The sequence below is a fragment of the Burkholderia mycopellens genome, from assembly GCF_964265025.1.
GTDB lineage: Bacteria > Pseudomonadota > Gammaproteobacteria > Burkholderiales > Burkholderiaceae > Burkholderia.
In genome coordinates, this window is record NZ_OZ183803.1 from 2,046,369 (window position 1) to 2,068,586 (window position 22,218).

At 65.0% G+C, this 22,218-nt stretch carries 20 protein-coding genes; 13 read left to right on the forward strand and 7 right to left on the reverse strand.

The window, feature by feature from the left end; all coding sequences use genetic code 11:
• The first annotated feature begins 24 nt into the window (after nt 1-24).
• From glmS to ACPTTC_RS27430, 8 genes are all read left to right on the forward strand, one after another.
• Nucleotides 25-1,848 carry a glutamine--fructose-6-phosphate transaminase (isomerizing) gene (gene glmS / locus ACPTTC_RS27395; protein WP_423394719.1) on the forward strand — a complete coding sequence of 608 codons (1,824 nt, stop codon included), beginning with the start codon at nt 25-27 and terminating at the stop codon, nt 1,846-1,848.
• Nucleotides 1,845-3,113 (forward strand): hypothetical protein, encoded by a 1,269-nt coding sequence (locus ACPTTC_RS27400; RefSeq protein ID WP_423394720.1) that lies wholly within the window; start codon nt 1,845-1,847, stop codon nt 3,111-3,113. The genes glmS and ACPTTC_RS27400 overlap by 4 nt, the downstream gene beginning before the upstream one ends.
• Nucleotides 3,114-3,384: 271 nt before the next feature.
• Nucleotides 3,385-4,221: a c-type cytochrome gene (locus ACPTTC_RS27405; RefSeq protein ID WP_423394721.1), complete on the forward strand. Its 837-nt coding sequence runs from the start codon at nt 3,385-3,387 to the stop codon at nt 4,219-4,221.
• A 34-nt stretch (nt 4,222-4,255) separates the two neighbouring features.
• Nucleotides 4,256-4,759, forward strand: coding sequence for a GNAT family N-acetyltransferase (locus ACPTTC_RS27410; RefSeq protein ID WP_423394722.1), 504 nt, complete (start codon nt 4,256-4,258; stop codon nt 4,757-4,759).
• A 118-nt stretch (nt 4,760-4,877) separates the two neighbouring features.
• Entirely contained in the window at nt 4,878-5,882 is a 1,005-nt protein-coding gene (locus tag ACPTTC_RS27415) for a hypothetical protein (RefSeq protein ID WP_423394723.1), read from the forward strand.
• Nucleotides 5,830-6,309, forward strand: a complete 480-nt coding sequence (locus tag ACPTTC_RS27420; RefSeq protein WP_423394724.1) for a GIY-YIG nuclease family protein — start codon at nt 5,830-5,832, stop codon at nt 6,307-6,309. The genes ACPTTC_RS27415 and ACPTTC_RS27420 overlap by 53 nt, the downstream gene beginning before the upstream one ends.
• A 73-nt stretch (nt 6,310-6,382) precedes the next feature.
• Nucleotides 6,383-8,650, forward strand: coding sequence for an McrB family protein (locus ACPTTC_RS27425; RefSeq protein WP_423394725.1), 2,268 nt, complete (start codon nt 6,383-6,385; stop codon nt 8,648-8,650).
• Between the two features lie 124 nt (nt 8,651-8,774).
• Nucleotides 8,775-10,184: a DUF2357 domain-containing protein gene (locus ACPTTC_RS27430; protein WP_423394726.1), complete on the forward strand. Its 1,410-nt coding sequence runs from the start codon at nt 8,775-8,777 to the stop codon at nt 10,182-10,184.
• 629 nt (nt 10,185-10,813) lie between these two features.
• Here ACPTTC_RS27430 and ACPTTC_RS27435 read toward each other — a convergent pair.
• Genes ACPTTC_RS27435 through ACPTTC_RS27445 form a run of 3 tightly spaced genes read right to left on the reverse strand, consistent with a single transcriptional unit; the run spans nt 10,814 to nt 13,804 of the window.
• Nucleotides 10,814-12,079 carry a Zn-dependent hydrolase gene (locus tag ACPTTC_RS27435; protein ID WP_423394727.1) on the reverse strand — a complete coding sequence of 422 codons (1,266 nt, stop codon included), beginning with the start codon at nt 12,077-12,079 and terminating at the stop codon, nt 10,814-10,816.
• Nucleotides 12,072-12,593, reverse strand: coding sequence for an L-2-amino-thiazoline-4-carboxylic acid hydrolase (locus ACPTTC_RS27440; protein WP_423394728.1), 522 nt, complete (start codon nt 12,591-12,593; stop codon nt 12,072-12,074). The genes ACPTTC_RS27435 and ACPTTC_RS27440 overlap by 8 nt, the downstream gene beginning before the upstream one ends.
• 44 nt (nt 12,594-12,637) lie before the next feature.
• A complete protein-coding gene (locus ACPTTC_RS27445) occupies nt 12,638-13,804 on the reverse strand; it encodes a branched-chain amino acid ABC transporter substrate-binding protein (protein ID WP_423394729.1) in 1,167 nt (388 codons plus the stop codon).
• A 181-nt stretch (nt 13,805-13,985) separates the two neighbouring features.
• On the opposite strand from ACPTTC_RS27445, the gene ACPTTC_RS27450 reads away from it, so the two are divergent.
• The 5 genes from ACPTTC_RS27450 (at nt 13,986) to ahpF (ending at nt 18,253) form a co-directional block, all read left to right on the forward strand.
• Entirely contained in the window at nt 13,986-14,882 is an 897-nt protein-coding gene (locus ACPTTC_RS27450) for a LysR substrate-binding domain-containing protein (RefSeq protein ID WP_423394730.1), read from the forward strand.
• A 116-nt stretch (nt 14,883-14,998) separates the two neighbouring features.
• Nucleotides 14,999-15,217 carry a ribbon-helix-helix protein, CopG family gene (locus ACPTTC_RS27455; RefSeq protein ID WP_175950590.1) on the forward strand — a complete coding sequence of 73 codons (219 nt, stop codon included), beginning with the start codon at nt 14,999-15,001 and terminating at the stop codon, nt 15,215-15,217.
• Nucleotides 15,211-15,576, forward strand: a complete 366-nt coding sequence (locus tag ACPTTC_RS27460) for a type II toxin-antitoxin system VapC family toxin (protein ID WP_423394731.1) — start codon at nt 15,211-15,213, stop codon at nt 15,574-15,576. The genes ACPTTC_RS27455 and ACPTTC_RS27460 overlap by 7 nt, the downstream gene beginning before the upstream one ends.
• A gap of 386 nt (nt 15,577-15,962) precedes the next feature.
• The gene (gene ahpC / locus ACPTTC_RS27465) at nt 15,963-16,526 is read left to right on the forward strand and encodes an alkyl hydroperoxide reductase subunit C (protein WP_006488685.1); all 564 of its coding nucleotides are present in this window, start codon (nt 15,963-15,965) and stop codon (nt 16,524-16,526) included.
• A gap of 128 nt (nt 16,527-16,654) precedes the next feature.
• On the forward strand, nt 16,655-18,253 hold the full coding sequence (gene ahpF / locus ACPTTC_RS27470) for an alkyl hydroperoxide reductase subunit F (RefSeq protein WP_423394732.1): 1,599 nt from the start codon (nt 16,655-16,657) through the stop codon (nt 18,251-18,253).
• 95 nt (nt 18,254-18,348) lie between these two features.
• On the opposite strand, the gene ACPTTC_RS27475 is transcribed toward ahpF, so the two are convergent.
• The 4 genes from ACPTTC_RS27475 to ACPTTC_RS27490 all read right to left on the reverse strand — a co-directional run bounded on the left by ACPTTC_RS27475 (nt 18,349) and on the right by ACPTTC_RS27490 (nt 22,208).
• The gene (locus ACPTTC_RS27475; protein WP_423394733.1) at nt 18,349-19,062 is read right to left on the reverse strand and encodes an extensin; all 714 of its coding nucleotides are present in this window, start codon (nt 19,060-19,062) and stop codon (nt 18,349-18,351) included.
• A 159-nt stretch (nt 19,063-19,221) separates the two neighbouring features.
• Nucleotides 19,222-19,776 (reverse strand): carboxymuconolactone decarboxylase family protein, encoded by a 555-nt coding sequence (locus tag ACPTTC_RS27480; RefSeq protein WP_423394734.1) that lies wholly within the window; start codon nt 19,774-19,776, stop codon nt 19,222-19,224.
• 32 nt (nt 19,777-19,808) lie between these two features.
• Complete coding sequence (locus ACPTTC_RS27485) at nt 19,809-21,143, reverse strand: aspartate aminotransferase family protein (RefSeq protein ID WP_423394735.1); 1,335 nt, start codon at nt 21,141-21,143, stop codon at nt 19,809-19,811.
• 15 nt (nt 21,144-21,158) lie between these two features.
• Entirely contained in the window at nt 21,159-22,208 is a 1,050-nt protein-coding gene (locus ACPTTC_RS27490) for a C45 family autoproteolytic acyltransferase/hydolase (protein WP_423394736.1), read from the reverse strand.
• Between the last annotated feature and the right edge of the window lie 10 nt (nt 22,209-22,218).

Below are 22,218 nucleotides of genomic sequence, written 5' to 3' on the forward strand. Positions count from 1 at the left end.
AACCTTTTATGGACGAGGTGAATCATGTGCGGAATCGTCGGAGCAAGCGGCCTGAACAATCAGGTGCCGCAACTGGTCAATGCGCTGAGCAGGCTCGAGTATCGCGGCTACGATTCGTGCGGCATCGCCGTACAGGACGATGGCCGTCTGCGCAGCGAACGCACGTTGCGGCGCGTGACCGACCTGCAGGCCCGCGTGCTGACGCTGGGCCTCGAAGCGCAGACCTGCATCGCGCATACGCGCTGGGCGACCCACGGCGCACCGTCGGAAATGAACGCGCATCCGATCATGTCCGGCGACACGATCGCGGTCGTGCACAACGGCATCATCGAGAACCACGACACGCTGCGCGTGGAGTTGCGGGAGCGCGGCTATACGTTTCGCGGCCAGACCGACACCGAGGTGATCGCGCACCTGATCCACAGCCTCTATCGCGACAACCTGTTCGACGCGGTCGTGCGCGCCGTCAAGCGGCTGCACGGCGCGTACGCGATCGCGGTGCTGAGCGCGCGCGAGCCGCAGCGCCTCGTCGCCGCGCGCGCGGGCTCGCCGCTCGTGATCGGCATCGGCGCCGAACAGAACTACCTCGCGTCGGACTGCGCGGCGCTCGGCGACCTGACTGACCGCTTCGTCTACCTGGAAGACGGCGACGTCGCGCTGATCACGCCGGACCGCATCGCCGTGGTCGACTCGGGCGGGCACGAAGCCCAGCGCCCGCTGTGCCAGGTGAAGGCACGCGAAGGCGACGCCGCGCTCGGCCCGTACCAGCATTTCATGCAGAAGGAAATCTTCGAGCAGCCGAAGGCGATCGACAACACGCTCGACGGCATCGACACGATCTCGCCGGCGCTGTTCGACGCGACCGACGGCGCACGCGCACTGCTGTCGAAAGTGAGGAGCGTGCTGCTGCTCGGCTACGGCACCAGCTACTACGCGGGCCTGACCGCGAAGTACTGGCTGGAGGCCATCGCGGGCGTGCCCGCCCAGGTCGAGATCGCCAGCGAATTCCGCTACCGCGATACGGTGGCCGATCCGCGCACGCTCGTCGTCGGCATTTCGCAATCGGGCGAGACGGCTGACACGATCGGCGCGATCGAGCGCGCGCGCGACAGGGGCCAGGCGCTGTCGATGGCGATCTGCAACGTGGCGACCAGCACGATCGCGCGCAACGCGCCGCTGCGCTTCCTGACGCGGGCCGGCATCGAGCTCGGCGTCGCGTCGACCAAGGCGTTCACGACGCAGCTCGTCGCGCTGTTCGTATTGACCCTGACGCTCGCGCAGCTGCGCGGCCGGCTCGATGCGGCGCAGGTCGCACAGCACCTGAAGCAGCTGCGTGCGCTGCCCGAGCGCATCGGCCACGCGCTCGCCCTCGAAACGCAGATCATGGGCTGGGCCGCGAAGTTCGCGCGCACCGAGAACGCACTGTTCCTCGGGCGCGGCATTCATTTCCCGATCGCGATGGAAGGTGCGCTGAAGCTCAAGGAAGTGTCGTACATCCACGCGGAAGGCTACGCGGCCGGCGAACTGAAGCATGGCCCGCTCGCGCTCGTCACGAGCGCGATGCCGGTCGTCACGATCGCACCGGACGACCGCCTGTTCCAGAAGCTGAAATCCAACATGGCCGAGGTACGCGCGCGCGGCGGACGGCTCTACGTGCTGGCCGGCGACCGTCTCGGGATCGACGCCGATCGCGACACGCACTTGATCCGCGTGCGCGAATCGGGCGACCTGCTGTCGCCGATCGTCAACGTGATTCCGCTGCAACTGCTCGCGTATCACGTCGGCTGCGCGCGCGGTGCCGACGTCGACAAGCCGCGCAACCTCGCGAAATCGGTGACCGTCGAATGATGGGCCGAGCGCGCCCCGTGCGCGTGGTCGCGCGGTGCGTCGCGGTCACGCTGTGCGGCGCATGCGGCTTCGTCACGGCGCCGCCGCCGGCCTGCGCCGCCACGCTGGCCGTGCATACGGTCACCGTGCAGGACGCCCCGTCGCCTCACCCGGGCGTCGATCCGCGCAGCTTCATGCACGGCATCGGCGTGGCCGACGCCGGCAACGGCAAGCGCTGGGTGTTCTTCAGCAGCTCGGGCATCGTGCCGCGCGGCGCGATGCGCAACGGCAACTGGCCGCATGACGTGTACGTCGGCGAATGGCTGCCCGGCAAGCCGCACCTGCTGCACGTCCATACGTTCATCAGCCGCCCCGAGGCGCAGGAGCCCGTATCGATCGCGCAGAACGCGCGCGGCGATATCTTCGTCACGTTCGAGGACGGCTGGAACGCGCCGCAGGAGGTCAGCCAGCGCTACGGCGTCTATCGCCGTGACCTGAAGCCGATCAAGCCCTATCCGAACGACGTCGAATCGGGCGGCCACTCGGGGCATGTCGCCACGGCGGCCGACCGTTTCGTCGTGTTCTATTCCGCCGACTGGATCGACGGCGGCGGCGTCGACAATCTCGGCACCGGCAACGGCGTCTACGTGAAAACCTACGACGCGGCCGGACGCGTGCTGAACCAGGTCGCGGTCGTGCCGCACCGCCGCGAGTGGTGGCCCGTCGTCGCGGGCTCGCCGCATATCGCGCTGCTCGTGTGGCAGAAATACATCGAAGGCAGCACGAACGCGACGCTCGAATACGCGATGTTCGACCCGGTCACGGCCAAGCTGGACAAACTGGGGACGCTGAACGACGCGATCCAGTACTACGTGTACGCGTCGGCTTATGTGCCCGGGATCGACCGCTTCATTGTCGTCACGACGACGGCGGACGATCGCGGCGTCGCGATGCTGATCGCGCCGGACGGCCGCCGCACGGCGACGCTCGACTGCCTGCCGGCGTCGGTGCGCGAATCCGGCATCGGTGTGTCCGGCACGCATGCCTACGTGCCGCTCCGCGACGGGCGGCTGCTGACGCTGGCGCTCGGGCCGGCGGACATGTCGGTCAGCGGCGTGCAGCGTTCGCCGATTCCGTGGGGCTCGACCGGTATCGCCGGCTTTCCGATACCCGGCACCGCGATGCATTTCGTGTCGCTGACGCCGTCGGGCACACGCGAAGCCGATTTCGAACCGGAGCATGAAACGCCGCTGCCGAAGCGCGAAGTGTCCTGTTCGAGTCATTGACGGCGGCCCGGTAACGGGATCGCCGTGAACGCGGCGGGCCGGCGCCCCGGCTCGGTCGCCCCGTCGCGCCCGGGCCGCGCCGCGCGACGCCCCATCCGTCCCGCCCCCCGATCGCCGCGCACGCGGTGGTCGATCCGTCCGGTCGCGGCCGCCCCTTCCCGCGCCGCAGTCGCCAGCGCCGCGCGTACCGGATAGACTGTCGCCCGATTCCTTCCATCGGCCGCGGCGTGCGCCTCCTGTCGCGGCCGGAACGCCCTTTTCCGGAGAACGAATGCTGAAGCGCCGGTGGTTTTCGCTTTTGCTGCTGACGGTATGCCTGATCGGACAACGCGCGTCGGCGCAGTCCGCGCTTGAACTCGAGACGGACGGCACGGCCCGCGCCCTCACCCGGCAGACGCTGCTCGCGCGCCCCGATGCCACCGACATCCAGGTGCCGCGCGACATCGCATACGGCCGGCCGATGACGTTCCGCGCGGTGCCGTTCGCCGCACTGCTCGGCGACACGCCGCTGCCGGCCGACGGGGTGCTCGAGACCCGAGCGGCCGACGGCTTCGCCGCGCAACTGCCGCTGGATCTCGTGCGCCGGCGCACGCCGGCCGGCGCCGTCCCGTGGCTCGCGATCGAGGATCCCGCGCATCCGTGGCCGAAGCTGCCCGGCAAGCAGGTCAGCGCCGGGCCGTTCTATCTGGTCTGGCTCGGGCCGGACGCGTCGTCGGTGCGCGGCGAGCAGTGGCCGTACCAGATCGTGCGCATCACGATCGAGTCGTCGCCGCTCGCGCGCTGGCCGTCGCTCGCCGTCGATGCCGCGTTGCCGGTGAACGATCCGGCTCGCGCGGGCCAGCGCCTGTTCGTCACGCAATGCCTCGCATGCCACCGCCTCGACGGTGCGGGCAGCAGCCATGCCGGCCCCGACCTGAATGCACCGATGAACCCGGTCGACTACTTCCAGCCCGCCGCGCTGCGCCGCTATATCCGTAACCCGGCATCGGTGCGCGACTGGCCGGGCCGCAGCATGCCGGCGTTTCCGCCCGACCAGTTGAGCGACCGTGAACTCGACCAGATCGTCGCGTATCTCGCGTATATGGCGCGGCGCAAGGCCGGCCGGTAACGCGCGGCAAAATCGAATCACTCAAGGAACGTTGATGACGTCAGGCGACACGCTGTTCACCATCGCACCGATCGACGCCGCGCAGACGCACCCGCTCCGGGCAATGATCCTGCTGAATGGCGATCTGGGCGCGTGCGAACTGGCCGGTGACCATGCGCCGACGACACTGCATGTCGGCGTCCGCGACGCGTCGGGCATCGTCGCCGTTGCGTCGCTCTGTGAGGAGTTGCGCGACGACGATCATGCGCGGCCGGCGTGGCGGCTTCGGGGGATGGCCGTCCATCCCGCCGTTCGCGGAATGGGCTTCGGGCGCGTGCTGGTGCAGGTTTGCGTGCGGCACGCGCAAGCACGCGGGGCCGCGCTCGTGTGGTGCACGGCACGCGAATCGGCATACCGGTTCTACGAGAAGCTCGGCTTTGCGGCCGATGGCCCGCCGGTGGCGATGCCGGGGCGCACCGATACCGCGTTCCATGTGATGCGGCGACACGTGAAGCTCATGCTCGCCTCGTCCCAGGACGGCCATACGCCATCGGAATAGCTCGATTTTTGACGACTTAGCGGTCTACCCTCGTCTCGCCAATCCATCCATCGGTCAAAATGTCGTGGCGGTATACTGCGTAGACAACGCGGAAAGACCATCCGAGATCGGGGGCGGGATGACGGATCAACAACGCAAAGGCCTGGGCCTGGCGAGATGCCTGACGGCGATTGTGGGGAGCATCCTCCTCCTCGGCGGGTGCGGTGACCGCTCCGTTTCCGGGGCGTATGTGGCCCACTTCGGCAACCAGGCGGATCTCCTCCAAATCACCGAGACGCCCGACCATCGCTTCACCGGCACGCTGCGCCATGCCGGGCTGAACAACGATGGCACCTTGGCGTCGCGCAGCGCCAACGTGTCGGGGGCGGTCGATGGGAATAGCATCACTCTCACTGTCCTCGAAACGCCCTTGCCCATTGGGCAAAACTTCAGCGGGACCGTGACCGCAAGTGGGATCGACCTCTCGGTGGGCAACGGTGCCCAAACCGGTGTCGAGCACTTCGCCAAAGGGCAGCCTCCCGATTTCGACACAGTGGTCGCTCTGCTCAACCAGGCCGGCCAGCCGATCATCGCCGCGCGCCAACGGAGCCAGCAGGTCGATCAGCTCAACCGCCAAGTTAGCGCTCTCACCGACAGCCTGAACCGCTTCGTCGCCAGTGCACACCAGCACCTCGAACGCCTGCCCCGGGCGCTGGCCTACTACGAGCACGCCGTGACCGTCGAGCAGGCAAAGCTTGATCGCGCCCAACGCCTCGAAGCCACCGGCAACGGTGTTGCGCAGGGCCAGGCCGAGGTGATCGTTGGTCAGATGGGTGTCGACAAGTCGCAGATCTCGATCGCGGACGATTCGATCGACCGGGCGCAGTCCGATGAAATGAAGGCCGAGAACGCCCTCAACGCCCGCATCTCGCAGTGGCGTGGGACCTGCCTAGACGGGAACACCGTGAAGGTCGGCAACGTGATCCCGGACATGGGTCCATGCAAGGGCCTCGCACGTGCCGTGGCGGCGTACAACGCCGTGCTGCCCCCGCTGCACAACGCACTCGTGGCCGCCGCCCAGGCTAAGGTACATGGCCACACCCAGCTCGCTACGATTTGGCAGGCCGCGGACAACCTGCACTGAACTCCACCCCAGCAGAAGGAACCGTGGAAGGCTACGTCTACGAGACGTAGAACAAGGCGATGCTCGGCCTAGTCAAGGTAGGCTTCACCACCGGCACGCCCGGCGAACGTGCGGCGCAGCACAACGGAACCCATGCGCCCTACCCCATGGTGATTTTGAATACTCGCTCCTTGTACCGGACGCACACGCTGTCGAACAGGACGTCCACCTGTACCTGCGCAAACACCGCAAGGGAAAGGAATGGTTTCGGTGCTCGAATCAGCTGACGATCGACGTGATCAAGCATGCCGTCGGTGGCCTCGCCCGCGACGAGTTCTCTCGCGTAGAGCAGGAACGCGGACAGCGGCCTAACAGGAGCAAGCCCGCCAGTACCGGAAAGCCGAAAAGCGCGCCCGCGCCGAAGAACAACTTCAGAGCTAAACTCTGATCGAGGATCGGGGATACCACGGCCTTCGCCGCGATTCCAGCATGCAAACTAACCAGAAATACGGGGATAACGAATGAATCTCGTTAACGACACCGACCTGATCGCAGCCTCCAACCAGGCGCTCGCAGCTCGGCGAAACACGCCAAGCTACCAAAAATGGACAGAAAATCTGTCCACACACCTCGACAAAGTACAAGCGGCAACAGAACACGACTTTCGAACCGCAGCCTTTCAGCGCGAGCTATGGGAAAGCGAAGCGATTTCCGCGACAGGCCAAGGGTTTGTTCCAACGAAGACGTTTTGGACGGATCAAACAATCATTGACATATTCTGGGAAGCAAGAACCCTTGAAGCTACCCAGGCAAGTCAAGGTATCACGAATGAGTTGCAGCGTCTGTGGGATGCAACAGCCGATCGAATTCGGCAGCTTGAATCACGTGTTCCCAGACTCAAGTTGACCCGAGTTTTTGCCGCCCTACAACCGAAACATTTCACGAGCCTCGCCGATTTCGATGCTCTTGTGCGCCTCGCCAAGGCGTTAGGCGTGGGTAAAGCACGGGATGGGCTGGCGGTGCTCCATCAGCGGGTCCTGGATCGCCTTGACGGTATCTGGTCCGAGATTCTAATCCCCTCCGACGAGCCGCCTGAACTGACTCGACTCAAGCTTCCCTGGCTACTTCTTAAGGGCAGTGACAAGCAGGTAGCAGAAGGGGTCACCGTGGAAGCTGGCGACACACCTGGACAGATACAGCTTCGACCGCTGCCGGCCAGTCGACGACGACGTGGCATGCTGGCCATCGGGGGTGCGGTAGCGTCTATCCTCGCGATGCTGCAATTCGTGAAAGATGGTTGTTCACGTGAGGATTTCCGCGAACACGTTCGCTCGGTTAACCCCAAGCTGGCTCCGAGCTCGGTCAACACCAACATCAACGCGCTCATCGCCGAATGGGGAGTTCTTGCCGCAGAAGGCGATCAACTGGTTCTGACATCGAGAGGCGCGGCTTTTCTGGAATCGGAGGATCCAGACGATCTGTCTGAATGGTTACTAACCCAAATCCTCGGCTTCGACAACCTGCTCTATCTTTTGCGTAAAGGACCTCGAGAGCACAAGACGTTGATCGCCGATCTGCGGCAGGTCAACCCCGGCTGGACCACCAACTTTGCTCCGACCGCATTGATCTCATGGCTGCGTGCTATTGGCTTGGCGGACTTCACCTCGGGCAAGTCAATGTCACTGACACCTCGCGGTCAAGAATGGGCAAGCAGAATCTATTGGGAACCCGGCAGGCTCGAGGGAACACCTGTCTCGCCGCCCACAGCGACATCACAGTCGGTTGAATTCATACCGGTCGTCTTCGAACGACCCACCGTGGACCAACTTCTTGCGAATTTTCCAAACGACCTTGTATTCAGCCGCAAAATGGTGGCTCAGCTCGACGCCGCGCTATGGAGCCATGATCGTCGTCATTTTGTAATACTGACGGGTCTTAGCGGTGCTGGAAAAACCCAATTGGCTCGCAGCTATGCCACTGCGCTCTGGAGCAAAGCATCGCCATCCGAATCGGGTGGAGTCTATGTTTTGCCCGTACAACCTGGTTGGCACGATCCCACTGCGCTTTTAGGATATGTGAACCCTCTGAACACCGATCGATACATACGAACAGGATTCCTGAATTTCGTTTTGGATGCAGTCCGCGATCCGGATCGTCCCTACACCGTGATACTGGACGAGATGAATCTCTCTCATCCGGAGCAATACTTCGCTCCATTGCTTTCAGCGATGGAAACAGGGGGGCAGATCGAACTGCATGCACAGGATGACGCTGTTGACGAAATTCCGCCCAACATTTCATACCCGTCAAACCTCTTGATCATCGGCACTGTCAACATGGACGAGACGACGCACGGATTGAGCGACAAGGTACTCGACCGTGCTGCCGTCATCGAGTTTTGGGACATCGATACCGAATCGTATCCGGCCTGGGAAACAAGCGGACTCGATGCTACGCACGTTGCGCAACTCAGGCTGCTGATGAAGCAGCTAGGTAGTGCCTTGTCGCCAGCGCGCCTGCATTTCGGCTGGCGCACGATCGGCGACGTAATCGGGTACGTCCGGGCAGCGCTCGCCGGAGGCGCAATCGAATTTCTTGAGGCCGTCGATCAGGCCGTATACGCCAAGGTGCTACCCAAGATCCGCGGTGAAGACGGTGATCGGCTGCGCAAAGCGCTGACGGACACCGCCAAACTGCTTGGAGAAGCAAAGTGCATTGTCTCCGAGCACAAAGTGGCTCAGCTTTCGGACGATCTTGCAAGACTTGGCAGCGTTCGTTTCTGGAGATGAATCTACCATGCTCCGAGTCAGTCACGAGAGTGGGCAGTCATGGGACATACCAGTTGGCGCTACCGCTACAGGCTTTGTGGAGTCAGAGACATACGTTATCCGCATCGCAAGCCCTGGCTCCCACGTGCTCATCGATGACACGCCATTAGAACGGCAACCCGCCCACAATACGTTTCTCTGGTGTCCCGGCTTCTATGCAGGACGCGTCGTAGCAGAAGTACTGGACGATCCGGGGCAACTCCACGGAACCTACAGCTTGGACGTCGGACCGTCACCAGATAAGGTCGGCCATCCGCAATTCCTGCGCATGATCGACGAGATCCTGGCGTTCAAACCAGAATTACTCCTTGGTGCAGGCGCGAGCTGGTCAGCATTCGGGAATGAGGATGATACGACTTCGCTGGAGATCATCTACTCCCGCTTGCGCCGCTACGGCCCGATTGCGCTTGCCGCTTTGCAAGCGATCTGCTCCCGCCCATTGTCACACCTGCGCCGGGATCGTCTCAACGTCATGCCTCATCAAGCGCGGCGACTCGACACCACTACCGTGCGGGAACTGGCCCGTAGCCGGTTCGTTGGCCAGATACTCGGTTTGGAGGTTACCTCCACGGACGCGCCATCGCACATCAACGTACCGCATTCGGAACACACGTTTGACAACGCCGCAAATCGCGTTATTGCAGTCATGGTCGACCGACTCGCAAATCAGGCTACCGCGCTATGCCGACGCTTTGCAGGCGCCATTAATAGTGCCGACGATTCGCTCACAGTAAAGGTTCCGCGTCGTCTACACATCTTGCGGGAATTCGTTGACGCTTTACGACAACTCCAAAGCTCTCCTGTTTTGAGCGTCGTGACACGCCCCGAGATCACTGCAGCCGGTCTGAATGCCATATCGGCACAGCCGAACTATGCCCGCGCCTTCCAACTGGCATGGAAAGCTTTGCAAACAGGAATCCTGGGGGACACCCATTCCGATCCATTGCCAATCAGCCCAACCTGGGAGGTATTCGAGCGGTGGTGCTTCCTCAGGGTGTGGAAATTGCTTGAGGCAATATCGCCCGTTGCGGGTTGGAGAGTCGACTCCAATGACTCCGCTACGGTCGGCCTGCGGGTGTGCGGAAAAGTAGCCGATGCAGCCATTGCGATCCATCTTCAACCGACCTTTCCTGCTTGGGATCAACCAAGCAGGTCAGGTTTCAAAAGCCTGTCGCGTTTACGAGAGCCCGATCTGGTGCTGACTTCCGAGTCGTCGCGCGGCCGGCGCTTCCTGGTGTTAGACGCCAAGTACCGAGCCAGCCGACTGAATGTCCTTGACGCAATGCAGTCGGCGCATATCTACCGAGACAGTCTCCGATGGCGAGGCGAACGACCTTGCGGGTCGTATCTGTTGCTTCCCCGCCAAGGCGGGGCACCATGGCTGGCAGAAGCTGCATTCCATGCCGCGTTCGAGGTCGGCACGTTCGAACTGGAGCCTGATGACGATGCGCTACAGCTAAAAAAACTCTTGGCTGGCTTCTTGGCACTGGCCTAATCAATGAGGTGCGACGTGTCCAACCAACGGAGATTGCTGTTGCATTTCGCTAAACCGTATCGCAATGCTCAGAATCAAGCCCACCGAGCGTCATTGGCTGTTGCATAACTCGATGGCGCAGTAGCTAAATGGCGACTGGTCCTATTGCATCAATCGATTAGCTAGAACCAAGCTTGATCCTCGGGCATTAGCGACCTGCAGCTCTGCGGCCCCTCAAGATACCGGCTGAAATTAATGCCTGAGACTTCGTCGACCGTTTCCGTTCAGTCAGCGCACAGACACCTACTTGGCACCTACGCTTCACCATAACCAGTTCGCGTAGGGCGCGAGTAGTAGACGCCGATACAGAGGGGGAAATGACATCTGCTAAGCTAGACTTTGAGCGGTTCGTAGTCTGGCTGCATCTGCCAGCTACCCAAGCCCTGCCAGGGGTAAAACGACTGGTAAACCTTGCCGTGGTTAACACGGGCTGGCTTAGACTGTTCTTCAGCACAGCTAGATTCAACATAATCCTGCGATACATCGATCTGCACTCGCCGCCTGCCTGAAACGGACCGCGCGCTTCCATCATCAGGCGAGAATCGGCGCGGCCCGGCGTACAACCTCCTGCCGGACCGCAAGCATCGCGCTCAGGTTTCCTGCGCGCTCCGCAGCACCGCATGCAACAGCACGTCGGCGCCCGCCGCCGCCCACTCGGGCGTAATCGCTTCGGCCTCGTTGTGGCTCAGCCCGTCGACGCACGGCACGAAGATCATCCCCGTCGGTGCAACGCGCGCCACATAGCACGCGTCATGACCCGCGCCGGACACGATATCCATGTGCGACAGCCCGAGCGCCCGTGCCGCATCGCGCACCGTGTCGATGCAGCGCGCCGCGAACGGGATCGGCGCATACGTGAAGATCTGCTCGATCTGCGCGCCGAGGCCCGTTTCGTCGGTCACGCGCGCGAGTTCCGCGCGCAGCGCCGCGTCCAGTTCGTCGAGCACCGCGTCGTCGGGATGGCGGAATTCGACCGTGAAGAAGCAGCCGCCCGGCACGGTATTGCGCGAGTTCGGCCGCGCCTCGATCATCCCGACCGTCGCGCGCGCGTACGGCGCGTAACGGCGGCCGAGCACCTCGACGAACGAGATCATCCGCGCGGCGCCAACCAGCGCATCGCGACGAAACTCCATCGGTGTCGTGCCCGCGTGCGCATCGACACCGGTGAGCGTCACCTCGTACCAGCGCTGCCCCTGCCCGGCCGTCACGACGCCGATCGTCTTGCCGGCCCGCTCGAGAATCGCGCCCTGTTCGATATGCAACTCGTACGCCGCGTGCACCGGATAGCCGCCGACGGGCTCCGCGCCCGCATAGCCGATTCGCGCCAGTTCCTCGCCGATCGTCCGGCCCGTGCCGTCGGTGCGCGACAGCCCGTATTCGAGCGTATAGACGCCCGAAAACACGCCGGCCGACACCATCGCCGGCGCGAAGCGCGAACCTTCCTCGTTGGTCCAGATCACGACGTCGATCGGGCGCTCGGTCTCGATGCCCGCGTCGTTCAGCGCGCGCACGACCTCGAGCCCGCCGAGCACACCGTAGATGCCGTCGTAGCGGCCGCCCGTCGGCTGCGAATCGGCGTGCGAGCCGGTCATGACCGGCGCGGCGCCGGGATTGCGCCCCGCGCGGCGCGCGAACACGTTGCCCATCTGGTCCACGCGTACCGTGCAGCCGGCGTCTTGCGCCCATTGCACGAACAGGTCGCGCGATTCGCGATCGAGATCGGTCAGCGCAAGACGGCAGACGCCGCCCTTCGGCGTCGCGCCGATCTGCGCCATCCGGTCGAGCGACGCCCACAGGCGGTCGCCGTCGACGCGCGGCGCGCTCACGCGCTCGGCCATTGCGTTGTCGTCACGCATCGCCGTTCTCCGGCGCGGCTTGCCGCGCGTAACGGAAATCGCAGCGCTTGCCACCCTGCATGATCGTGCTCGTACGCGTGAGCGCAATGTCCGGCGCATAGCCCTGGATGAAATAACTGTCGCGCGCGCAGCTCAGCAGGTGCCCGATCTCGCCGAGCCCCATCGCGTGATACATCTCCGCGTAGCTGCAGCGATGCACGTCGTAGTCGTAATGCGCGTCGTCCGCGCGCCGCACCTCGACGTCGAGCGCGTCGTCCTTCTCCCACAACACCTGCAGCGCGATGAACGACTTCACGCTCGTGCCGCCAGGCTCCTGCGCGGCGAACGTGCGGCCGGCGTCGACCGCCGCGCCGCGCACGGCTTCCGCGATCACGGCCTGCGCGCGCTCGGCGCCGAACTCGCGCTTCATGATCTCGTAGATGGGCTTGATGATTTCCGCTTCGATGCGGCGCCGCGCGAGGATCCCGAGGCGCGAGTCCTCGGCGGCGGCGGATGGATGGGTGGTGTCGGTCATGGGGATCGTCTTGGTCGCTTGATCGTTGTGTCGCGCCGGGTCGTCTACTTGGTCGCGGTGCGCGAGCCGCCGAGCACGTCGACGACGGCCCACTTGCCGCCGCGCACCTGGTAGATCGTGAAGGCCGGGTCCTTCAGGTTGCCTTCGGCATCGAACGCGATCCGCCCCGTCACGCCGGGCCGGTCGATCGCACGCACTGCCGCGACCAGCTTCGCCGGTTGCGTCGTGCCGGCCTTCTGTGCGGCCGCGATCAACGTGGCGGCCGCGTCGTACGCGAACGGCGCATGTAGTTCGATCGGGGCGCGGAAGCGCGCCTGGTATTGCGTGTCGAATGCCTTGCCGCCCGGCATCCGGTCGAGCGGCAAGCCCGGTTCGAGCGCCGTCACGCCGTCGCCGTCCTTGCCCGCGAGCGACAGGAAGGTCTGGCTCACGAAGCCGCCCGCGCCGAGCAGCGGTGCGTTCACGCCGAGCTGGCGCATCCGGCGCGCGATCGGCGCAGCCTGCGCATCGAGACCACCGAAGAACACGAGATCCGCGCGCTTGCCCTTGATCGCGGTCAGCACCCCGCTGAAGTCGGTCGTCTTGTCGTTCACGTACTGGCGATCGACGATCGCGCCGCCGTTCGCCTGCACGCCCTGGATGAACTGGTCGGCCAGGCCCGAGCCGAACGACGTGCGATCGTCGATCACCGCGATGCGCTTCGCCTTCAGCGTCTTCACCGCGTACGCGCCGGTGAAATGGCCGCCCGCATCGTCGTGACCCATGATCCGGAAGGCCGTCGCATAGCCCTGCTGCGTGTATTGATGGCCGGTGGACGCCGGCGCGATCTGCGGGATACCCGCATCGCGGTAGACGCGCGACGCCGGCACGCTGCAGCCCGTGTTCCAGTGACCAACGACGCCGATCACGTGCTTGTCGACGAGCTGCTGCGCGACCGCGACGGCCGTGCGCGGATCGGACTGGTCATCGGCCGCGACGAGCTTGTAGACCACCGGCTTGCCGCCGATGGTCGGATGCTTCGCGTTCGCGTCGTCGATCGCGAGTTGCGCGCCGTTCTGCAGATCCTTGCCGATCCGCGCGGACGGGCCGGTGAGCGGCGCGGCAAGACCGATCAGGATCGTCTGCGGCGCGGATTGCGCGAACGCGGGAACGGAGGCGACCAAGGCGGCCGCCGAGAAAGCGAGGCTGGCGTGAAGAAAAGCGATTTTCATGTGCGGGGATGGATCGGGGAATCGGATCAAAACATGAAAAATATTAAATATTCTGCACCCAAACCCTAAATACCCAATTGTTGGATGCTTATGCCGTTCCCAACACATTAACCTATGTCCCTGTAAATACTGGATATTCTTATGTTGTCGCTTACCCTGACTTTTCGATAAAATTCGACACATGAAAAATATCGAACAGTTACCGCACGATCCGCCGCTGCGCGCGGTGCGTGCGTTCGAAGCGTTTGCGCGTCTCGGGTCGGTCACCGCGGCGGCGGGCGAGCTCGACATCACGCCGTCGGCGGTCAGCCATCAGTTGCAGCTGCTCGAGGCGTTCATCCAGACGCCGCTGACGGTGCGCGAGGGCCGGCTGCTCGCGCTCACCGACGAAGGCCGCGACTACTACCGCTCGATCAGCGCCGCGTTCTCGGTGCTGCGCAGCGCGACGCGTTTCGTGCGCGACCGCTCGTCGCTGCGGCAGATCACCGTCAGCCTGATTCCGCTGCTCGGCATCGGCTGGTTCATCCCGCGGCTGCACGCGTTCCTGGCCGACAACACAGACGTCGACGTGACCGTGCTGTACGCGCATCACCGCAACTACCGCAGCGATGCATCGGACCTGTCGATCCGCTTCGGCACCGGCGACTGGCCCGGCTACCGCTGCGAGCGGCTGCTGCCGGGCGCGATGGTGCCGATGTGCAGCCCGTCGTTCCTGAAGCGCCACGGGCCGTTTCGCACGCCGGCCGATCTCGCGCGCGCACCGCTCGTGCACGACGAGGATCGCAGCACGTGGGTCAACTGGCTGCAAGGCGCCGGCGTGCGGCACGTGTCGCACGCGGTGGGGCCGATGTTCGAGGACGGCCAGCTCACGCTGAGCGCCGCGCGCGCGGATCTCGGCGCGGCATTGCTGCGCGCGCCGCTGGTCGAACGCGAGCTGGCGAATGGCGAACTCGTGAAGCTGTTCGATCACACGCTCGACGACGGGCGCGATTACTACCTGTGCACGCGCGGCGACGCGGACATGCCGGACGGGGCCAGGCGGCTGGCGGAATGGTTGAGGAAGATGGCGGGGATTTGAGCGGCTCGCCTCCCGCGTTGCCGGACAGCGGCTTACGCGAAGACGCCGCGCCGCCTGAGTGTTGCATGCGCTCGATCGAATATATATGATATGCATATCATATATCGGAGGCTGTCATGAGCCGGATTCTGGTTGATCTGCCGGATGGCCAGCTCGACGAGCTGGCCGCCATCGTCGAGACTGAACATCGTCCTCGCGCCGCCATCATTCGCGACGCGATCAGTGCCTACATTGCCCTGCACAAGCGCCCGCTCGCCGACGACGTATTCGGTCTCTGGAAAGATCGCAAGGTCGACGGGCTCGCGTATCAGGAGGAAATGCGCTCGGAATGGTAAAAGCGCTCTTCGACACCAACATCCTGATCGACTATCTGGGCGGCGTGGAATCCGCCCGCGCGGAACTGGGCCGCTACGACTATCGTGCGATCAGCACGATCTCGTGGATGGAAGTCCTGGTCGGCACGTCCGCACGCGACGAAGCCCCGATCCGCGCATGGCTCTCGTCATTCGAGGTCATTGCGCTCGACAGCACGGTGGCGAATCGCGCCGTGATCATTCGCAAGGAACGCCGCATACGCCTGCCCGACGCGATCGTCTGGGCGTCGGCGCAAGTGAACGGGCTGCTGCTCGTGTCGCGCAACACGAAAGACTTTCCCGCCACGGAACCCGGCGTTCGCGTGCCCTATCAGGTCTGAGCCGATGTGCGCGGCGGCGATGCAAATGCGCCGGTGCGACGCATTTGCCCTAAACCGCTCCTGCAAGAAGGATCGCGCGTGCCTCGCCGGCAAATCGGCCCGCTCGCCGAACACGGCATAACCGAATCGCGCGTCACGCCACTTCGCATCGGGATCGAAAAGGTATCGATCCTCGCGACCGTGCACCCTCTCCCCTCACGCTTGCCTCGAACGAGCGCCCGCGCACGCACTCTCTCGAGCGCCCTCCGCGCACCCCACGCAAACGAGGGCCGGAAGCAGATAGAAATTCCCGATGCCCCGGATTGAAACAAGCAATTTCACAAAGTCAGGGTGAACCCGGATACTGGCAACACTCCACTCACCACTGAAGCAAAGGAATTCTCCAGATGCCGATCATCAACACCCAAATCAAGCCGTTCAAGGCAACCGCTTACCACAATGGCGATTTCGTGCCCGTCTCGGAAGAGAACTTCAAGGGCAAGTGGTCCGTCGTCGTGTTCTACCCGGCCGACTTCACGTTCGTCTGCCCGACCGAGCTGGGCGACCTCGCCGACCGTTACGCGGAATTCCAGAAGCTGGGTGTCGAAATCTACGGTGTGTCGACCGACACGCACTTCACGCACAAGGCGTGGCACGACACGTCGGACACGATCGGCAAGATCAAGTACCCGATGATCGGCGACCCGACGCTCACGCTGTCGCGCAACTTCGACGTGCTGATCGAGGAAGAAGGAATGGCGCTGCGCGGCACGTTCGTGATCAACCCGGAAGGCGAGATCAAGCTGTGCGAAATCCACGACAACGGCATCGGCCGCGACGCGGGCGAACTGCTGCGCAAGGTGCAGGCTGCGCAATACATCGCGGCGCACCCGGGTGAAGTCTGCCCGGCCAAGTGGACGCCGGGTGCGGAAACGCTGACCCCGTCGCTCGACCTGATCGGCAAGATCTGACGATCGCTCCGCGCGCCTCGCACGAGGCGCGCGGGACGCCCGATTCCGGGCCGCCGCGGCATGCGGCCCGCGCCCTCCTCCGGCACGACGTGCCCGACCAGAATCATCAATACGGAATCCGAAACGCCATGCTCGACGCCAATCTCAAGAACCAACTCAAAGCGTACCTCGAAAAGATCACGCGCCCGATCGAACTCGTCGCCTCGCTCGACGACAGCGCGAAATCGCAGGAACTGCTGGCGCTGCTGAACGAGATTGCTTCGCTGACGGATCGTGTGACCGTGACCGAACGCCGCGACGACGCCGAGCGCAAGCCGTCGTTCTCTATCGGCGAGCCCGGCAAGCCGGCCGGCATCCGCTTCGCCGGCATCCCGATGGGCCATGAATTCACGTCGCTCGTGCTCGCGCTGCTGCAGACGGGCGGCCACCCGATCAAGCTCGACGACGACGTGATCGAACAGATCCGTGCGCTCGACGGCGATTACACGTTCGAGACGTACTTCTCGCTGTCGTGCCAGAACTGCCCGGAAGTCGTGCAGGCGCTGAACGTGATGTCGCTGATCAACCCGCGCATCCGTCACGTCGCGATCGACGGCGCACTGTTCCAGGATGAAGTCGAGTCGCGCCAGATCATGGCCGTGCCGACGATGTTCCTGAACGGCACATCGTTCGGCCAGGGCCGCAGCAGCGTGAAGGAAATCCTCGCGAAACTCGATACGGGCGCCAGCGCACGTGCCGCAAAGTCGCTCGAGAACAAGCCGGTGTTCGATACGCTGATCGTCGGCGGCGGCCCGGCAGGCGCGGCGGCGGCGATCTACTCGGCGCGCAAGGGCATTGCGACGGGCGTCGTCGCCGAGCGTTTCGGCGGCCAGGTGCTCGACACGATGGCCATCGAGAACTTCGTGTCGGTGCAGGAAACCGAAGGGCCGAAATTCGCGACCGCGCTCGAGCAGCACGTGAAGCAGTACGACGTCGACATCATGGACGTGCAGCGCGCCGACGCGCTGATTCCGGGCGACGTACACCAGATCCGCCTCGCGAACGGCGCGGTGCTGAAGGCGAAGACGATCGTCCTCGCAACGGGCGCGCGCTGGCGCGAAATCAACGTGCCGGGCGAGCGCGAATACCGTAACCGCGGCGTCGCGTACTGCCCGCACTGCGACGGCCCGCTGTTCAAGGGCAAGCGCGTCGCGGTGGTCGGCGGCGGCAACTCGGGTGTCGAGGCCGCGATCGACCTCGCCGGCATCGTGAAGGAAGTCACGCTGATCGAATACGGTGCGCAATTGCGCGCGGACGAAGTGCTGCAGCGCAAGCTGCGCAGCCTGCCGAACGTGACGATCGTCACGCAGGCGCAAACGATCGAGTTGACCGGCGACGGCAGCAAGCTGAACGGGCTCGTCTACAAGGATCTGCGCTCGGGTGAAACGCAGCGCATCGATCTCGAAGGCGTGTTCGTGCAGATCGGCCTCGTGCCGAACACCGAATGGCTGAAAGGCACGGTCGAACTGTCGAAGCACGGCGAGATCGTCGTCGATGCGCGCGGCGCGACGTCGGTGCCCGGCGTGTTCGCGGCCGGCGACGTCACGACGGTGCCGTTCAAGCAGATCGTGATCGCCGTGGGCGAAGGCGCGAAGGCATCGCTCGGCGCGTTCGATCACCTGATCCGGCAGGACGTTGCACCGGTTGCCGCCGCGCAGCCGCAGGCCGAGGAAGCGGTCGCCGCGTAACGCGCGTCAGCCCGTCGGCGCAACAGTTTGTCTCTCTTGGCCCCGCATGCTTTGGTCGGCGTGCGGGGCCCTTTTTATTCCGGAAGCGATCGCGGTTACTGGGTGGCGGTCGGGCCGCTGTTCGCCGGCGCCGGTGACGGTGGCGGCTTGACGTTGCTCGACTCCCTGACCAGTTGCTCGGTCATCGCAGCGGCAACCGGATTCGCACCCGACGACGAACGGCCCTGCCGGTACGCACCGCTGCTCGACGGCACCGACGACATCGGCGGCGGCGGCAACGACGGATCGAGCTTCGCCGACTCCCTGACGAGGGCGGCCGTCTCCGGCGTTTCGGATTGCGTGGCGGAGGGTGCCGTGGCCGCGTGGCGTTCGAGGCCGTCACGCTTGCGCGGCGCGCGTTGCGTGACCTGCGCGGGTGCGGGCGGCGGGGTCGAATCCTGTGCATCGACGGTCACGACGTTGACCTTCGGCGGCGGCGCGCTCGGCTGCGCTTTCTCGCTGACGACGGGAACGGGAGCCGGTGCGGCGCTGACACGCGCGGGTGCTGCCGGGACGGGTGCGGGTGGAGGCGGAACGGCTGCCTGCTTCGATGCCGTATCGGCCTGGGCTGCCGGGGCTGGCGGCGCGATGGCGCCCTGCACCGCGTGATCGTTGTTCGCGGGTGCCGCGGCAACCGGCGCGGCCGAATCGCCGATGCCGGCCTCTTCGATCGCGCGGTGATCCGCGCGCAGGAGCATCACGTAGGCAGTGCCGGCTGCGGCGACCAGGAGCCCACCGGCGATCATCAAGGTCTTGCGGGTACTCGTCATGCTTGCTCACCGCTCATATCGACGTGAACAAGCCATCATACGCGGCGATCGGCCGTCGATCCCGCACGAATACATTTGGTTGCATTGTGCCGGAACAGGTCGGCGCGGCGTTCGTCAGACGTATCGCCGCCCTGCTCCGGCGCCTTCGATGCGCCGCCGTTACTCCGGAAACGGCAATTCAGCCTGCCCTTCCGCACGCATGCCGAACGTGTTCAGCGTCATCGCGACGAGCGCGTAGTAACCGAGCAACGCAACGAGATTCACGACGGTCTCGTGGCCGAAGCGCGCTTGCGCGCGCGCGAATGTCGCGTCGCTCACGCGCCGCGTGTCGTACAGTTCGCTCGCGAATGCATGGATCAACGCATCGTCGTCCGACTCGAATGCAGGTTCGATGCCGCACCGGATCGCCTCTGCCGTCGCGGCCGGCACGCCAGCGTCGAGCGCGATCGGATGGTGGATGTGCCACTCGGCCTGCGAGCGCCAGCGCGCGGCCGTCACGAGAATCGCGAGTTCCGACAGGCGCAGTGGCAGGCCCGTACGGTAGCGGCAGAACGCGCCGAGCTTCTGCGCATGCTGCGCCAGCTCGGGGCTTGCGATCCAGCCGAGAAACGGCCCGTTCAGGTTGCCGCGCGGGCCGCTGAGAATGTCGGCCAGCACGGCCTTCTGCTCATCGGTGGCCGACGCGGGATCGAACGGAGGCAATCTGTTGGTCATGGCGATGTCCGGACAAGGTTCGATGAATGCGTTCACGCGCCGGCCGACGCAAGCGCCGCACCGATCGCGCCCGACAGCCGCTCGACGATCGTATCGATCTGCTGCGCGGTACAGATGAAAGGCGGCGCGACCAGGATGTGATCGCCGTGGACGCCATCGATCGTGCCGCCCATCGGATACACCATCAGGCCGCGCTGCATCGCTTCGCGCTTGACCGCCGCGTGCAGTTTCAGTGCCGGATCGAACGTCGCCTTGCTGTCGCGATCGCGCACGAGCTCGACGCCGACGAACAGCCCGCGGCCGCGCACGTCGCCGATATGCGGATGTGCGCCGTAATGCTCGCGCAACGACGCGCGCAGCTGCTCGCCGCGTGCCTTCACGTTGTCGAGCAGCTTCTCTTCAGCGATCACGCGCTGTACTTCGAGCGCCGCCGCGCATGCGGTCGCATGGCCGAGGTACGTGTGGCCATGCTGGAAGAAACCCGAGCCGTCGACGATCGTCCGGTAGATCCGGTCGCTGACGAGCGTCGCGCCGATCGGCTGGTAGCCCGCGCCGAGCCCTTTCGCGATCGTCAGCAGGTCAGGAGCGACGCCGTCTTCATCGCACGCGTACAGGTAGCCCGTGCGGCCCATCCCCGACATGATCTCGTCGAGGATCAGCAGTACACCGTACTTGTCGCACACCGCGCGAATCTTCTTCAGGTACGTGCGCACCGGCGGCACCGCGCCGGCCGTTGCGCCCACCACCGTCTCCGCGACGAACGCAGCGACGTTGTCCGCGCCGAGCTCGACGATCTTCTGCTCGAGCTCGTCCGCCAGGCGCTGCGCATACGCGTCGTCGGTTTCGCCCGCCTGCTGGTCGCGATACGCATAGCACGGGCTCACGTGGTGCGCCTCGATCAGCAGCGGCAGGAACGGCTCGCGCCGCCATGCGTTGCCGCCGATCGCGAGCGCGCCGAGCGTGTTGCCGTGATAGCTCTGGCGCCGCGCGATGAAATGGCGGCGCTGCGGCTCGCCCTTCTCGACGAAATACTGGCGCGCGAGCTTCAGCGCGGCCTCGACCGCCTCGGAGCCGCCCGACACGAAATACACGTGTTCGAGGCCGGCCGGCGCGGCGTCGACGAGCCGGTCGGCCAGCTCCTCCGCCACGTCGGTCGTGAAGAACGACGTATGCGCGTACGCCAGTTGCTGCGCCTGTCGCTTGATCGCGTCGATCACGCGCTGGTTGCTGTGGCCGAGACACGAAACGGCCGCGCCGCCGCAGGCGTCGATATAGCGTTTGCCGGTCGAGTCGATGATCTCGATGCCGTCGCCTGCGACGGCAACGGGCAAGGTGACGCGCGGAGCGCGATGGAAAACGGTCGTCATGCGTTGCCTCATGGATCAGGACGCGTCGTGCGCGCGTCCGGACGGCACGATGCGCGTCGCGAAACGCGGCGTGCCGTGTTGGTGAATGGTGAAATCGATCGATGCCGCGCCGATCGCGAACACGGCCGTGGCCAGCGTGTTCTCGTCGTCGGGGTCGGCCGGATCGTCGCGGTAGATCGGCAACCCTTCCGGTGCGCGATCGCCGAGCACGCGCCGCAGCGCGGCTTCGTCGATCGCGTCGATGGCGGGCGTCAGCGCATCGACGCGGCGCTGGCGGTCGGCCGACGATTGCGTGACGATCTGCGCCTCCGCGTCGCAGCCGGGATGCACGAGATGGTTCGCATGCCCCGCGAGCCGCGCGACGTCGATCGCCGAACAGCGCGCGACGCTCGCCTCGATGCTCAGCAAGCGTTCATCGCCGGTCGCACCGATCGTGTGATGAAAGCCGCTTGCGCGCGCATGACCGCGCAGCACGTCGGCCGCCGCGTCGAGCGACGTCGCATCGAGCACCGCGCGCGCGAGGATCATGCGCGGCACGCCCGCTGCCGGCGTGCGGATCCGCAGGTTGTTGATCGCCTGCGCGATGCCCGCCCGGTTCGCCGCAAAGGTATGGCCCGGCAGCGAACCGGGGTAGTAGAAGCTGATGAAGCCCGGCTTGCCCGCCGGCTGCACGTCGACGAGCAGGCAGCGCTCGCGCAGGAACGGATCGCCGTCCTCGTTGTGCGCGATCCAGCGCGTGCCGTCAGCGCCGCGCGCGGCGAGCGTCGTGCAGCCGTCCGGCGCGTTGTGGATCAGCTCGCCGCGGCAATTCCAGAGGAAGATGTCCTCGGCCGGCCAGCCGATGCCTGCCGCGATCCCGTCCAGTTCCGCGACGAGATCGGGGTACGCGGCCAGCGCCGCCTGCCGCAGCGCAGCGACGAACGGATGGCCGCGCCAGCGCCGCACGGCCTGCCACGCGCTGCTCTGCTGCATGTATGCATCGAATACGGGGCGGGCGAGCTCGCCGAGGCGCACGCCGATGTCGAACGACGCGCCGGCGATGACGGGAGAAAGGGAAGGCGGCATGTCGGATGTT

Coding starts and splice junctions, on each gene's coding strand:
- ACPTTC_RS27475 (WP_423394733.1), bottom strand. CDS start 19,062: ATGACGAGTACCCGCAAGACCTTGATGATCGCCGGTGGGCTCCTGGTC.
- ACPTTC_RS27405 (WP_423394721.1), top strand. CDS start 3,385: ATGCTGAAGCGCCGGTGGTTTTCGCTTTTGCTGCTGACGGTATGCCTG.
- ACPTTC_RS27425 (WP_423394725.1), top strand. CDS start 6,383: ATGAATCTCGTTAACGACACCGACCTGATCGCAGCCTCCAACCAGGCG.
- ACPTTC_RS27410 (WP_423394722.1), top strand. CDS start 4,256: ATGACGTCAGGCGACACGCTGTTCACCATCGCACCGATCGACGCCGCG.
- ACPTTC_RS27455 (WP_175950590.1), top strand. CDS start 14,999: ATGAGCCGGATTCTGGTTGATCTGCCGGATGGCCAGCTCGACGAGCTG.
- ACPTTC_RS27415 (WP_423394723.1), top strand. CDS start 4,878: ATGACGGATCAACAACGCAAAGGCCTGGGCCTGGCGAGATGCCTGACG.
- ACPTTC_RS27420 (WP_423394724.1), top strand. CDS start 5,830: ATGGCCACACCCAGCTCGCTACGATTTGGCAGGCCGCGGACAACCTGC.
- ACPTTC_RS27400 (WP_423394720.1), top strand. CDS start 1,845: ATGATGGGCCGAGCGCGCCCCGTGCGCGTGGTCGCGCGGTGCGTCGCG.
- ACPTTC_RS27485 (WP_423394735.1), bottom strand. CDS start 21,143: ATGACGACCGTTTTCCATCGCGCTCCGCGCGTCACCTTGCCCGTTGCC.
- ACPTTC_RS27435 (WP_423394727.1), bottom strand. CDS start 12,079: ATGCGTGACGACAACGCAATGGCCGAGCGCGTGAGCGCGCCGCGCGTC.
- ahpC (WP_006488685.1), top strand. CDS start 15,963: ATGCCGATCATCAACACCCAAATCAAGCCGTTCAAGGCAACCGCTTAC.
- ACPTTC_RS27445 (WP_423394729.1), bottom strand. CDS start 13,804: ATGAAAATCGCTTTTCTTCACGCCAGCCTCGCTTTCTCGGCGGCCGCC.
- ACPTTC_RS27490 (WP_423394736.1), bottom strand. CDS start 22,208: ATGCCGCCTTCCCTTTCTCCCGTCATCGCCGGCGCGTCGTTCGACATC.
- glmS (WP_423394719.1), top strand. CDS start 25: ATGTGCGGAATCGTCGGAGCAAGCGGCCTGAACAATCAGGTGCCGCAA.
- ACPTTC_RS27480 (WP_423394734.1), bottom strand. CDS start 19,776: ATGACCAACAGATTGCCTCCGTTCGATCCCGCGTCGGCCACCGATGAG.
- ACPTTC_RS27460 (WP_423394731.1), top strand. CDS start 15,211: ATGGTAAAAGCGCTCTTCGACACCAACATCCTGATCGACTATCTGGGC.
- ACPTTC_RS27450 (WP_423394730.1), top strand. CDS start 13,986: ATGAAAAATATCGAACAGTTACCGCACGATCCGCCGCTGCGCGCGGTG.
- ACPTTC_RS27440 (WP_423394728.1), bottom strand. CDS start 12,593: ATGACCGACACCACCCATCCATCCGCCGCCGCCGAGGACTCGCGCCTC.
- ahpF (WP_423394732.1), top strand. CDS start 16,655: ATGCTCGACGCCAATCTCAAGAACCAACTCAAAGCGTACCTCGAAAAG.